Source organism: Streptomyces sp. NPDC096048 (assembly GCF_044763415.1).
Taxonomy (GTDB): domain Bacteria; phylum Actinomycetota; class Actinomycetes; order Streptomycetales; family Streptomycetaceae; genus Streptomyces.
This window is the reverse complement of record NZ_JBIWGG010000004.1, coordinates 109,355-121,990: the sequence shown is the minus strand read 5'-3', so window position 1 is coordinate 121,990 and position 12,636 is coordinate 109,355. Positions and strand designations below refer to the sequence as shown.

Annotated in this window: 14 protein-coding genes; 9 read left to right on the top strand and 5 right to left on the bottom strand. The window is 71.1% G+C overall.

What is annotated here, in order from left to right:
* The first annotated feature begins 50 nt into the window (after positions 1-50).
* Both ACIQ6R_RS11610 and ACIQ6R_RS11605 read left to right on the top strand, forming a co-directional pair.
* Positions 51-1,073 carry a TerC family protein gene (locus ACIQ6R_RS11610; RefSeq protein WP_404220475.1) on the top strand — a complete coding sequence of 341 codons (1,023 nt, stop codon included), beginning with the start codon at positions 51-53 and terminating at the stop codon, positions 1,071-1,073.
* A 97-nt stretch (positions 1,074-1,170) separates the two neighbouring features.
* The gene (locus ACIQ6R_RS11605; RefSeq protein ID WP_404185582.1) at positions 1,171-1,380 is read left to right on the top strand and encodes a hypothetical protein; all 210 of its coding nucleotides are present in this window, start codon (positions 1,171-1,173) and stop codon (positions 1,378-1,380) included.
* 343 nt (positions 1,381-1,723) lie between these two features.
* Here ACIQ6R_RS11605 and ACIQ6R_RS11600 read toward each other — a convergent pair whose 3' ends face one another.
* Positions 1,724-2,641, bottom strand: coding sequence for a DUF3152 domain-containing protein (locus tag ACIQ6R_RS11600; protein ID WP_404220473.1), 918 nt, complete (start codon positions 2,639-2,641; stop codon positions 1,724-1,726).
* Between the two features lie 113 nt (positions 2,642-2,754).
* Here ACIQ6R_RS11600 and ACIQ6R_RS11595 point away from each other — a divergent pair, with 113 nt between their 5' ends.
* From ACIQ6R_RS11595 to ACIQ6R_RS11570, 6 genes are all read left to right on the top strand, one after another.
* A complete protein-coding gene (locus ACIQ6R_RS11595; protein ID WP_404185588.1) occupies positions 2,755-3,444 on the top strand; it encodes a response regulator in 690 nt (229 codons plus the stop codon).
* Positions 3,441-4,952: an ATP-binding protein gene (locus tag ACIQ6R_RS11590; RefSeq protein ID WP_404220471.1), complete on the top strand. Its 1,512-nt coding sequence runs from the start codon at positions 3,441-3,443 to the stop codon at positions 4,950-4,952. Before ACIQ6R_RS11595 ends, ACIQ6R_RS11590 begins: the two co-directional genes overlap by 4 nt.
* Positions 4,949-5,608 (top strand): hypothetical protein, encoded by a 660-nt coding sequence (locus ACIQ6R_RS11585; RefSeq protein WP_404220469.1) that lies wholly within the window; start codon positions 4,949-4,951, stop codon positions 5,606-5,608. The genes ACIQ6R_RS11590 and ACIQ6R_RS11585 overlap by 4 nt, the downstream gene beginning before the upstream one ends.
* A 224-nt stretch (positions 5,609-5,832) precedes the next feature.
* The gene (locus tag ACIQ6R_RS11580; protein ID WP_404221336.1) at positions 5,833-7,056 is read left to right on the top strand and encodes a CaiB/BaiF CoA transferase family protein; all 1,224 of its coding nucleotides are present in this window, start codon (positions 5,833-5,835) and stop codon (positions 7,054-7,056) included.
* A 13-nt stretch (positions 7,057-7,069) separates the two neighbouring features.
* On the top strand, positions 7,070-8,824 hold the full coding sequence (gene ctaD, locus ACIQ6R_RS11575) for a cytochrome c oxidase subunit I (RefSeq protein ID WP_404220467.1): 1,755 nt from the start codon (positions 7,070-7,072) through the stop codon (positions 8,822-8,824).
* On the top strand, positions 8,824-9,291 hold the full coding sequence (locus tag ACIQ6R_RS11570) for a cytochrome c oxidase subunit 4 (RefSeq protein ID WP_404220465.1): 468 nt from the start codon (positions 8,824-8,826) through the stop codon (positions 9,289-9,291). Before ctaD ends, ACIQ6R_RS11570 begins: the two co-directional genes overlap by 1 nt.
* Here the strand turns inward: ACIQ6R_RS11570 and ACIQ6R_RS11565 are convergent.
* From ACIQ6R_RS11565 to ACIQ6R_RS11550, 4 genes are read right to left on the bottom strand one after another with little or no spacing between them, the layout of a single operon-like run.
* The gene (locus ACIQ6R_RS11565) at positions 9,210-10,832 is read right to left on the bottom strand and encodes a cytochrome bc complex cytochrome b subunit (protein WP_404220463.1); all 1,623 of its coding nucleotides are present in this window, start codon (positions 10,830-10,832) and stop codon (positions 9,210-9,212) included. The genes ACIQ6R_RS11570 and ACIQ6R_RS11565 overlap by 82 nt on opposite strands.
* A 55-nt stretch (positions 10,833-10,887) precedes the next feature.
* Positions 10,888-11,238 carry a hypothetical protein gene (locus tag ACIQ6R_RS11560; RefSeq protein ID WP_404185607.1) on the bottom strand — a complete coding sequence of 117 codons (351 nt, stop codon included), beginning with the start codon at positions 11,236-11,238 and terminating at the stop codon, positions 10,888-10,890.
* Positions 11,239-11,272: 34 nt separating this feature from the next.
* On the bottom strand, positions 11,273-11,629 hold the full coding sequence (locus ACIQ6R_RS11555; RefSeq protein ID WP_404185610.1) for a DUF6479 family protein: 357 nt from the start codon (positions 11,627-11,629) through the stop codon (positions 11,273-11,275).
* 37 nt (positions 11,630-11,666) lie between these two features.
* Complete coding sequence (locus tag ACIQ6R_RS11550; RefSeq protein WP_404185613.1) at positions 11,667-12,071, bottom strand: ChaB family protein; 405 nt, start codon at positions 12,069-12,071, stop codon at positions 11,667-11,669.
* Positions 12,072-12,224: 153 nt separating this feature from the next.
* On the opposite strand from ACIQ6R_RS11550, the gene ACIQ6R_RS11545 reads away from it, so the two are divergent.
* Positions 12,225-12,602, top strand: a complete 378-nt coding sequence (locus ACIQ6R_RS11545; protein ID WP_404185616.1) for a four-helix bundle copper-binding protein — start codon at positions 12,225-12,227, stop codon at positions 12,600-12,602.
* The last annotated feature ends 34 nt before the right edge of the window (positions 12,603-12,636 follow it).

Genomic DNA, 12,636 nt, shown 5'->3' with positions numbered 1-12,636 from the left:
GGCACACTCGTGTGTAGGGGCGTGTCCCTGCGGATCATTGCGAGGCCCGCATGTTCGATGTGCCGTTCTGGCTGTGGATAGCCTTCGCCGCGACCGTCGTCGTGTCGCTCGTCGTCGACCTGCTGGCCCACCGTGACACGCACGTGATCGGCTTCAAGGAGGCGGCGGCCTGGAGCGGGCTGTGGGTCGGCCTCGCCCTCGTCTTCGGCGGGGTCGTCTTCCTCGTCCTCGGCGGAACGGCGGGCACGGAGTACACCACCGCGTGGCTGCTGGAGAAGAGCCTCTCGGTCGACAACCTCTTCGTCTTCGCCCTGATCTTCGCGTACTTCAAGGTGCCCCGCGCCTACCAGCACCGGGTTCTCTTCTTCGGCGTCATCGGCGCCCTGGTGTTCCGCGGTATCTTCCTCGCCGCGGGCGTGGCCGTGGTCAGCCGGTTCACCGCCGTCCTGTTCGTCTTCGCGGCCATCCTCTTCTACAGCGTCTACAAGATCCTCAAGGGCGAGGAGGAGAGCTTCGACCCGGGCAAGAGCTTCGCCGTCCGGCTGCTGCGCAAGATCATCCCCGTACGGGACACCTACGCGGGCCCGAAGTTCTTCGTGAAAGAGGCGGGCAAGCGGGTGGCGACGCCGCTGCTCGCCGTCGTCGCCGCGATCGAGGCGGCGGACCTCATCTTCGCCGTGGACAGCGTGCCGGCCGTGCTCGCGGTCAGCGACGACGCCTTCATCGTCTACACCAGCAACGCCTTCGCCATTCTCGGCCTGCGGGCCCTGTACTTCCTCCTGTCGGGGCTGCTGGACCGCTTCCACTACCTGAGCAAGGGCCTGGCGATCATCCTGGGCTTCATCGGCGTCAAGCTCATCCTCCAGGCGCTCCACAAGATGGTCAGCCCCTCCGTGCCGGAGATCCCTTCCCCGGTGAGCCTGGCGATCATCGTCGTGGTCCTGACGGTTTCGGTGATCCTGAGCCTGCGACGCCCCGCCGACACGGCCGAGGGTGCCGACGAGGACACGGACGGCCCGGACGAGGAGGAGTCCCTGGCTCCACCCCCAGGCGGGCGGCAGGACCCCCGGTGAGGCCCGACGCGGCACAGGACTGTTCTCCCCGGGCATGAGAACGTAAAGTAGGGGCAAAAGCTTATGAAAGGCTCTTCCTAGCGTGGACGTGAGAATCATGGGCAGTCACACGCAGCACACGAAGACGACGCAGGCCGAACCGCGGCAGGCCGACGTACAGCGCGGGCACACCTGCCCGTCCTGCGGCCACCACGTCCCCGCGGAGATCAAACGGCACAAGACCCTCGGGATCTACGTCCCGGAGTGGCACCGGGGCACCTGCCGGAACCCCGACTGCGCCGATTCCGCACCCGACCGGCACCAGTAACCGCCGGTTCGGCACCACGACGCGGCCACCAGCCTGCCGACGACCTCCGCCGGCGGGCTGCCGCTGTGCGCTCCTCGGCGCCGCGAGACCTGGCATGACCCGACCGCGCCGGGCACAGGACGTCGGGTGCCAAAGGACGCGGGCTCCCTGACGTGATGAGCGAAAGGGAAGGAGTCCGGGGTGCTGGAACGGCATCCCGCTCTCGGAGTACGTCCGCCGCAGGCGGCTGACCGTGGCGGGCGCCGACGTGCTCGCCGGTGAGCGGACACCGTGGAGCGGGCCACCACCGCCTGAGCGCCGGAGCCCGTCCGAGGCGGCCGCCCTAGGCGTACGCCAGGTCTTCTCAGCCGACGGCCGGTCCGGTCACGGGCCGGCCCTCGCTGTCGAAGGGCCAGACGTTGGTCCGGCACCCGTGCAGTCCCTTGATCTGCTGCATCATCACCGGAGCGGGCCGCCCCGCCCCCGGGCACCCCTCGTGGCCGTGGCCGAGGAAGTGCCCGACCTCGTGGTTGATGATCAGGGCCCGGTAGGACGTCACGTCGTCCGCGTAGTACCGCGTGGCCAGCAGCCACCGCTTGAGGTTGACCATGACGTCCTGCCCCACGTTGCAGTTGACCTCGCCGCCGGTGTCCAGACCGTACTGGCCGCATATGTCGTCCACCGTCTCCGCCGTGGCGAGCCGTACCCGGAAGTCGGACGTGCCGCCGGACACCCGTCGGAACCCGACCTTCCCGTCGGCCGTCCAGCCCCGCTCGTCGGCGAGGATCCGCTCGACCTCGGTCGCGACGTCCCGCGCCGGGATCCCGATGCCGTCCTCGACCTGAACCACGTAGGTCAGCGTCCGCTCGCTCCCGCCGACCCGTTCGCCGCCGCCGCTCGCGGTGGCGAACGTCCCCGGGCCCGAGGACGGAATCGAGCCGGCGTCCGGGCTCCCGTCCGTATCCTCCTCCTTCTTCTCCTTCCCGACCTCGACCTCGGGCTCGTCCTCCTTCCCCTCCTCCGTCTCGACGACCTTGCGCGACGCGGGCCGCTCGGACGCCGAGGACGGCCCGGCGGCATCGCCCGCGTCGACGGAGCGAGGGGAGGTGTCCGCGCGCTCCTCGAGGACCAGACCGCCGGCGAACAGCAGCACGACGCCGGCCACGAGACCCGCCCACAGCCTCGGCGGCTTCCCGCCCCGTCGGACGCGGGCGCGGCTGCCGCGGCCGCGTCGGTGGGCCGAGCCGGAGGTCGGCGAGGACGTCGATCGGTGCTCGTTCATGATCAGGAAGCGTGCCCTCGCCGTGTGATCGCCCGTGGACGGCTTTTGGACCGCTGTGTAACAGCCGCCACCCACGCGCGGACGTTCGCACGTTCATACGCATACTGAGATCCATGCCACGGGTCCTGATCATCGAAGACGACCGCGCCGTCCGGGAGGGCGTGCGCCTCGCCCTGCGCCGCCAGGGACACGAGGTCGCCGCGGCCGCCACGGGCGAGGACGGACTGGAGCAGCTGCGGTTCTTCAGGCCCGACGCCGTGGTCCTCGACCTGATGCTGCCGGGCATGCCCGGCCTGGAGGTGTGCCGACGGATACGCGCCCACCACCAGGTGCCGATCATCATGGCCACCGCCCGCGGCGACGACACCGACATCGTCGTCGGGCTGGAGGCCGGAGCGGACGACTACGTGGTCAAGCCGGTCCGCGCCCGCGTACTGGACGCACGCATCCGCGCGGTGCTGCGCCGCGTGGGCGGCGCGTCGGACGAGCACGGCACGCCCCGTACCGAACGCCACGGTGATCTGGTCATCGACCGGGCCGGACTCACCGTCACCCACCAGGGGCGGCCCGTCGCCCTCGGTCCCTCCGAACTGCGGCTGCTGCTCACGCTGTCCGCCTCCGCCGGGCAGGTGTTCAGCCGCCAGCAGCTTCTGGAAGCCGTGTGGGAGCACAACTACCACGGGGACGCGCGGCTCGTGGACGCCTGCGTCAAGCGTCTGCGGGCCAAGATCGGCGAACCCGCGGGCAGACCCCGATACGTCCACACCGTGCGCGGCTTCGGCTATCGGTTCGGGACCCGGTGAGAGTTCCCGGGGTACCGCGCGCGCTGAGCGGCCTGCGCGTGCGGTTGGTGGTGGCCTTCACGCTGGTCGCCGTCGTGGCCACGGTGACCACCGGCGCGCTGACCTTCCGGGAGGCACGTACCGGCGTCCTGCAGCAGAGCCAGGACACGGTGATCGAGGACTTCCGGCACCGGGTCAACACCCTGGTCCCCAACTACCGGTTCCCGCCCGACGAGTCCGACCTGCGGTCGTTCGCCGTCGATGTGTCGCGCGGCGGGCGGTCCCAGAACTGGCGGGTGCTGGTCGCCTACCGGGACGCGAGCGCCACCTCCGGCCCCGGCGACTCCTTCCGGGAACTGTCCCCGGCGATGCGCGAGTCCGTGCGTACCCGCCGCGCCACCGTGTTCCAGCGGGTGACGCGGGACGGCCACCCCTCACTGGTCGTCGGCATGCCCGTCACGTTCGCGGGCGAGTACACCACCGAGCGGCGCGCCTCCGGACTGGAGGTCTACCTGACCGTGCCGCAGCGGGAGGAGCAGGGCTACGTCGACGCGCTGGTCACCGCCATCGAACGCGCCACCGTGCCCGCTCTCGCGCTGGCCGTGCTGATCGCCCTCCTGGCCGCGCGCGGGGTGCTGCGGCCGGTGCGGGCACTGCGCCGGGCTACCCGCAGCATCGCCGAGGGCCGCCTGGACACCCGGCTCGCGGTGCAGGGCTCCGACGAACTCGCCGACCTGTCCCGCACGTTCAACGAGACGGCCGCCGCGCTGGAGGGGTCGGTGGCGGAACTGCGGCGCATGGAGGCCGGCGCCCGCCGCTTCGCCGCGGACGTCTCGCACGAACTGCGCACCCCGCTGGCGGCGATGTCGGCGGTGACCGACGTGCTGGACGAGGACGCGGCCGGCCTCGACGACGACACCGCGATGGCCGTACGCCTCATCAGCGAGGAGACCACGAAACTGGCCGGCCTGGTGGACGACCTGATGGAGATCTCCCGGTTCGACGCGGGCGCCGCCGCCCTGCACCTCGACGAGATCGACCTCGCCGAGTCCGTACGGCGCACGCTCGCCTCCCGTGGCTGGCTGGACACGGTGGAGGCCTGCCTCCCGGAACCGGGCGCGCTGCGCGGCCGGGTCGACCCGCGCCGCGTCGACGTCGTCGTCGCGAACCTCGTCGCCAACGCGCTTCGCCATGGCGCTCCCCCCGTTCGCCTGCACCTCTACGGAGAGGACGACCCCCACGCGGGGAGGCAGGCGGTCGTGGTGGTCGGCGACGGCGGGGGCGGCATCCCCGAGAGCGTCCTGCCGCATGTCTTCGACCGCTTCTACAAATCGGACAGCGCCCGGACGCGGAGCGAGGGCAGCGGCCTCGGGCTCGCCATCACCGCGGAGAACGTACGCCTGCACGGCGGCACCGTCCGGGCGGCCAACCACCCGGACGGCGGGGCCGTCTTCACGGTCGTCCTCCCGTTGCGGCCGGACGCGACGGAGGACCGGGTGCCGCACGCGGCGAAGGAGGAACGACCATGAACCCGCCGACGCCACCACCCGCCACCACGGCGACCCCGGGCGGGAGACCGGCCGGCGGCAGCGCCCGGCTCCGGCTCACCCTCCTGCTCGCGGCGGCGTTGCTCCCGCTCTCCGCCTGCGGCATCCCCGCGACCGGTGTGGTCGAGGCGGGCGAGCCCGCGACCGGCGTCCTGGAACCGGGCCGGGCCCCCACCCCGTCGCCGACCGAATCCGTGGCCGTGCCCCTCACCACGGTCCCGCTCTACTTCGTCACGGACGGCTCCCTGGTGGCCGTTACCCGCACGACGCCCGGCGCGGCCGACCTCGGCAGCACCGTACTCATGCTGCTCAAGGGTCCGGACGAGCGGGAGCGGAAGAGGGGGCTGACGACCGAACTGCCGCCGGCCTCCGTGGTGCCCACCATCCGGGCCGACGGAGCCGCGGTCGTCGTCCAGCTGCCGCGGAGCGCCGGGAGTCTCAGCGGCACGGCCGTCGACCAGCTGGCCTGCACGGTCGCCGTCGCCCGTCTGCGCCAGGACCCGGCGCTGGGCAGCGCGCAGGTGACCGTGGAGCAGCCCGGCGGCCGGCTGGCGGGCCGGTCCAGCGACGACTGCCCGACGGGCGAGGCCCGCGAGGCCGACCGGAACAGTGGGACGGCCGGCTCCGGCGGGAACTGAACGGCACAGACGAACCGCCGCCCGGCTGCCACCGCACCGGCACCGACGAGGCGACCGGACGGCCGGACCTCCCGCTCACCGTTCCTGTGGACCGATCGGAAGGCAGCCCGTTCAGTCCGGGGGACACGTGGCGCAGGTCACGTGTGAGGACACCGGTGAGCGCGCATGCCGATCAGGAGACCGGAGCCCGCGAACCGGACCCCACGAGGAGCCGCGCCATGCCCATGAACACCCCGCCCGAGAACGGCACACCCGACACCGACACCGACATCGACACCGGCAGTGACAGCGACAGCACGCACGGCGCCGGGGCCCTCCAGGGCGTGCGCATCGCGGACTTCTCCCGTGTGCTGGCCGGGCCGTACGCGACGATGCTCCTCGCCGACCTGGGCGCCGAGGTCGTCAAGGTGGAGCGGCCCGGCACCGGCGACGACACCCGGGCCTGGCGTCCGCCCGCCGACGCCTCCGGCACCTCCACGTACTTCCTGGGCGTCAACCGCAACAAGCGGTCCGTCGCCCTCGACCTGACCACCGACGAGGGCCGGGACCGGGCCGGCGCGCTGATCGCCGGCTCGGACGTCGTGGTGGAGAACTTCCGCCCCGGCACCCTGGAGAAGCTCGGCCTCGGCCACGAGGAGCTGCGCTCCGCCGACCCGCGGCTCGTCTACTGCTCCGTCACCGGGTTCGGCACCGGAGCGGGCGCCGGACTGCCCGGCTACGACCTGCTGGTGCAGGCCGTCGGCGGGCTGATGAGCGTCACCGGCGAGCCGGCACCGGACGGGGAACCGACCAAGACGGGCGTGGCCCTCGTCGACGTCATCACCGGACTGCACGCCACGGTCGGCATCCTCGCCGCCCTCCGTCACCGGGAACGCACCGGCGAGGGCCAGCTCGTCGAGGTCAGCCTGCTCGGCTCGCTGCTGTCGGCGATGGCCAACCAGGCCTCCGGCTACGTCGCGGCGGGCGTAGTCCCGGGCCGGCTAGGCAACGCCCACCCGAGCATCGCCCCGTACGAGACCTTCCCCACGGCGGACCGGCCGATCGCCCTGGCGGTCGGCAACGACCGGCAGTTCGCCGCGCTCACCGCGCTGCTCGGCGCACCGAGACTCGCCGACGACGCCCGGTTCCGCACCAACCCCGACCGCGTGGCCCACCGGAGTGAACTCCGCCCGCTCCTCCAGGACCGGTTGCGCACCCGCACCGCCGACCACTGGGCCGACGTGCTGCCCGCGGCCGGAGTGCCGGCCGGCCCGGTCAACGCCCTCGACGAGGCCTTCGCGTATGCCGAACGGCTGGGCGTGGAGGCCGTGGTGGACGTCGGCGGTACCCGCCAGGTGGCCCATCCGATCCGCCTCGGCGCCACCCCGGCGAGCTACCGGCTCGCACCGCCTGAGCTGGGCGAACACACCGACGACGTCTTCCGTGCCGACGAGGGGCCGGACGCCTGACACCGGGTCCGGCGTGGCCGTACGACTGAGCCCGCAGCGCCTGGGTACCCTCCGCCGCATGGCGGTGGACAGGAGGACCGAGCCGCCGCGCCGGATGCCGGCGCGGCAGCGGACGAATCGTACGCTCGGGCGGGCGCTGGCCCGGTGGGCGACGACGACCGATCACAAGGTGATCGGCAACCTCTACATGACGACGTCCTTCGGCTTCTTCCTCTTCGGCGGCGTCCTCGCCCTGCTGATGCGCAGTGAACTGGCCCGCCCGGGACTCCAGCTCGTCACCAACCACCAGTACAACCAGCTCTTCACCGTCCACGGCACGATCATGATGCTGCTGTTCGCGACCCCTCTTTTCGCCGGGTTCGCCAACGCGATCATGCCCTTGCAGATCGGCGCCCCGGACGTGGCGTTCCCCCGGCTCAACGCCCTCTCGTACTGGCTGTACCTGTTCGGCGGCCTGATGGTGGTGGCCGGGTTCCTGACGCCTGGGGGAGCGGCCGCCTTCGGCTGGTTCGCCTACGCGCCGCTCAACAACGAGGTGTTCAGCCCCGGCGCGGGCGGCGACCTGTGGACCATGGGACTGGTGGTGACCGGTGTGTCCACCACGCTCGGCGCGGTCAACTTCATCACCACCATCCTGTGTCTGCGCGCCCCCGGCATGACCATGTTCCGGATGCCGATCTTCACCTGGAACGTGCTGTTCACGTCGATCCTGGTGCTGCCGGCCTTCCCCGTACTCACCGCCGCGCTGCTCGCGCTGGAGGCCGACCGGAAGTTCGGCGCGCACATCTTCGACGCGGCGAACGGCGGGGCGCTGCTGTGGCAGCACCTGTTCTGGTTCTTCGGGCATCCCGAGGTGTACATCGTCGCGCTGCCGTTCTTCGGCATCGTCTCCGAGATCATCCCGGTCTTCAGCCGCAAGCCGATCTTCGGCTACGTCAGCCTGGTCGGCGCCACCATCGCCATCACCATGCTGTCCGCCGTGGTGTGGGCTCACCACATGTTCGCCACCGGCGCCGTGCTGCTGCCGTTCTTCTCCCTGATGTCGTTCCTCATCGCGGTGCCGACGGGAGTGAAGTTCTTCAACTGGGTCGGCACGATGATGGGCGGCTCCCTGTCCTTCGAGACGCCCATGCTGTGGTCGTTCGGCTTCCTGATGACGTTCCTGCTGGGGGGCATGAGCGGTGTCCTCATCGCCTCCCCGCCCCTGGACTTCCACCTGACGGACTCGTACTTCATCGTCGCCCACCTGCACTACGTGCTGTTCGGAACGGTCGTCTTCGCGATGTTCGCCGGCTTCTACTTCTGGTGGCCGAAGCTCACCGGCAAGCTGCTCGACGAACGCCTGGGAAAGATCCACTTCTGGACGCTCTTCGTCGGCTTCCAGACCACGTTCCTCGTCCAGCACTGGCTCGGCCAGCAGGGCATGCCCCGCCGCTACGCCGACTACCTGGCGGCGGACGGTTTCACCGCGCTGAACACCATCAGCTCCATCGGCGCCTTTCTGCTCGGCCTCTCCACGCTGCCGTTCCTCTACAACGTGTGGCGCACCCGCCAGTACGGCACGAGGGTGGAGCACGACGACCCCTGGGGCTACGGACGTTCCCTCGAATGGGCCACAAGCTGCCCGCCCCCGCGGCACAACTTCACGTCGCTGCCCCGGGTCCGCTCCGAGTCCCCGGCGTTCGACCTGCACCACCCCGACATCGGCCGGCACGACCAGAGGCACCAGCAGAGGAACGAGCAGAGGAACGAGCAGAGGAACCAGTAGTGAAGACCGAAGCCCGTCTGTTCACCGGCGTGGCGGCCTTCTTCGCCGTCACCGCGGCCGGGTACGGCTGGTTCTCCGAGGAGCCCGCCGGTACCGCCGCACTGACCCTCGCCTTCCTGATGGCCTCGCTCGTCGCGTTCTTCCTGTACGCGCAGCACCGCAAGCGCGGTCCCCGGGCGCAGGACCGCGGCGACGCCGAGGTCATGGAGACGGCGGGTCCACTCGACTTCTTCCCGCCGCACAGCCCCTGGCCCATCGTCGCCGCGCTCGGCGCCGTCGTCCTCGCCCTCGGCGTCGTCTACGGCCTGTGGCTCGCGCTGATCGGCTTCGGCGTGCTCGCCCTGGCCGTCTTCGGCCTCGTGTTCCAGTACGCGGGCCGGGGCGCTCAGCGCTCCAACTCGCCCGAGGAGGATCCCGGCTCGGACTCCGTCTCCTCTTCCTCCTCGACGTCGACCCGGTCGCCGTAGTACCACTCGCTGAGCGTCGCCCGCAGCCGCCCCACCGGCGGTGCGTTCTCGTCGGGTGCCGTCGGCGCCAGCGGCTCGGGCTCCGCGCGCGACCGCAGCACGTACCGCTCCTCGGCGTCGAGGGGCGCGTGGCTCTCGACGTAGCCGCCCGCCAGGGTCTGCGTCAGCTCGCCCGTCTCCTCGCCCTCGGCCAGCCGCTCGCGCTCCCGCTCCTGCAGTGCCAGGCAGACACGCTTGGTCACCATGAAGGCGATCGGCGGCAGCAGCACCAGGGAGATCCGGAACACCCACGTCAACAGGTTGAGCGAGACGTCGAAGACGTGGGCGAGGATGTCGTTGCCGCCCGCGAGGAGGAGAACCCCGTAGAAGCAGATCGCGGCGACGCCCAGCCCGGTCCGCACGGGCTTGTCCCGGGGCCGGTCGCACAGATGGTGCTCCGAGTGGTCGCCCGTCACCCAGCGCTCGAAGAACGGGTAGGCGTACAGCACCGCGAACAGGGCGCCCGGCAGCACGACCGCGGGGACCAGCACGTTCCACATGACGGTGTGCCCCGCCACCGCCGTCTCGAACGGCGGCATCAGCCGCAGCGCCCCCTCCAGGAAGCCGACGTACCAGTCAGGTTGCGAGCCGAAGGAGACGACGTCGGGCCGATAGGGGCCGTACGCCCAGATGGGATTGATCTGCGCCACCGCCGCGAGCACCGTCAGGACGCCGAAGACCATGAAGAACAAGCCCGTCGAGTTCGTCATGAACTGCGGGAACATCGGCTTGCCCACGGCGTTGCGGTTGGTTCGGCCGCGGCCCGCCCACTGGGTGTGCTTCAGGTAGAAGACCAGGATCAGATGGAGCGTGACCAGCGCCAGCAGCAGTCCGGGGAGCAGCAGGATGTGCAGCGAGTACAGCCGCGGGATCACGTCGTCGCCGGGATACTCGCCGCCGAACACGAACATGCTGATGTACGTCCCCACCACCGGGATGGAGAGCATGATGCCCTGCGCGATGCGCAGCCCCGTCCCGGACAGCAGGTCGTCGGGGAGCGAGTAGCCGGCGAAGCCCTCGGCGAGCGCCAGCACGAACAGCGTCACGCCGATCAGCCAGTTCACCTCACGCGGCCGGCGGAACGCCCCGGTGAAGAAAACCCGCAGCAGATGCACCCCGATGGCCGACAGGAACACCAGGGCCGCCCAGTGGTGCAGCTGACGGATCAGCAGCCCGCCGCGTACGTCGAAACTGATGTCCATCGTCGACCGGTACGCCTCCGACATGGTCAGCCCGAGCAGCGGCTCGTACGAGCCGTCGTAGACGACCTCCGTCATCGACGGCTTGAAGAACAGCGTCAGCCACACCCCGGTCAGCAGCAGCACCACGAAGCTGTACAGGGCGATCTCGCCCAGCAGGAAGGACCAGTGTTCCGGGAACGCCTTGCGCAGCAGCCCACCGCCCTCGGAGACGGGAAGTCGCCCGTCGGCCCAGTTGACGGTGTGTTCGGCCGCGTAGCGGGCCCGCGCACCCGCGCGGGCCCTTCTCCTCTGCAACAGCACGGCGCATGAGTTCCCCGACGCCCGTGCCGGAAACTACGCCCGCTCCGGACACCGACTACGTACGGTCGCCCTTCGGCTTGCCCGGCTGGTCCGGGGTGCCGTGCGGCGGCGGGGAGAACGGCTCCGGGGAGGTCGCGGGCGATACGGGGGAGCCCGTGCGGCCCTGCCCCTGCTCCGGGCGTACGGCGTTCGGATCGCCGGAGGACGGCTCCGCACCGGACTTCAGCTGCTCCAGCCGGGCCGCCAGCACCTCCGTGGCGGGGAGGCGGTCGGCGTGCGACCTCTCGTACGCCAGCAGATCCTCCACCTGCTCCGTGTCCAGCGACCGGATCCGGCTCTCCAGCCCGCCGATCGGCAGCTGGTCGTAGTCCGGCAACGGCAGGGTGTTGCGAGCGGGGTCGGCCATGGTTCTCACCTTCCTCTGTACGACGTGCTCGGGATCAGCGCCCGCCCGGTCCGCCGCTGCCGAACGAACCGCTGCTGCCCTCGTCCCAGCGGGGCCGCTCCTGATCGGAAGCGGTACGGCTGCCCTGGTGCCCGAGATCGTGCGGCAGCGTCCGGTCGTCGCTCTTGGTCATCTCGTCGGGCTCCCGCCGCTCCCGCGTCTCGTGGACGGGCCCCCCGTCGGGCATACGGGGCTGCTGCTCGGGGCGCGGCGGGGGCGACTCCTTGCGCTTCTGCCGGCTTCCGAAGGCGAACGCGCCGATCAGCAGGCCTACCACCACGACGGCCGCGGCACCGATGCCGATGCCGATGCCGCTGGAGCTCACGGCCAGGTCCATCCATGCGTTGGTCATGGGGCGCGGGTACCCCCGGACCAGGCCACCAACCAGCTCAGCTCGACCGGGCCGCTCGCGTCCGCGAACGGTTTGCCTTCCGGATCGCCGTCAGCAGATCCGCCTTGGACATCCGCGACCGGCCCTCGACACCCAGTCGCTTGGCGACGCCGTACAGGTGCTCCTTCGAGGCCTTCTCGTCGACGCCCTCGCCGCTGCGTCCGCCCTGCCCGCGGGGCCGCCCGGACTGGGGGTCGGAAGGGCCCTCGCGGCCGCCCTCCTTGCGCTCCCAGTGGTCGCCGACCTTCTCGTATTTGTGCTTCAGCGCACCGTACGCCACCCGGTGGGCGCGCTCGCCCTCGCCGTACTCCTCCACGGCCGAGTCATGGGCCTTGATCCAGGTGCGCTGGGCCTCTCGGGGGGAGCGTTCCAGGGTCGACGGCAGTTCCTGTCGTCCCGGCATGTCGTGCACCTCCGTGTGCGGTCGACGTCATCGCTGTCACCAGCTTCGGAAGAGTCCACGGGTGCCCGGCAGCGCACCCCGAAAACGGGCCGGGGCCCTTGGGAACAACGGGCCCGGCGGTTTGGCGCACTCCGCAGCGGCAACCCGCGCGGTGTGACCTCGACGACGACTTCCCAGCAGGAACTGGTCCGCTTCCTGGAGGACCGCTTCGCTTGTGCACAGGCGTGCACCGAGTGCGCACGGGCGTGCGCGCTGCGGGCCAGCCTCGTGGACCCGGACGGGACCGAGAACCAGGAACTCGTACGACGCAAGGGCATCATGTGCGCGGAGGTGTGCGACGCGACCTGCCGGGTGCTGTCCGAACAGAACCAGGTGGACGAGGCCGCGATCCGCGTCCAGCTGGAGTGGTGCCGACAGGTGTGCCTGGAGAGCGCGCACGTCTTCGACCAGCACCCGGGGGCCGAGGAGAGCGCGGAGGCCTGCCGCGCCTGCGCCCGGGCCTGCGGAGAGTTCCTGGCCACCCTGCGCTGAGGCCCTGGGGCCGGCCGGACGCGGGGCGTTAGCC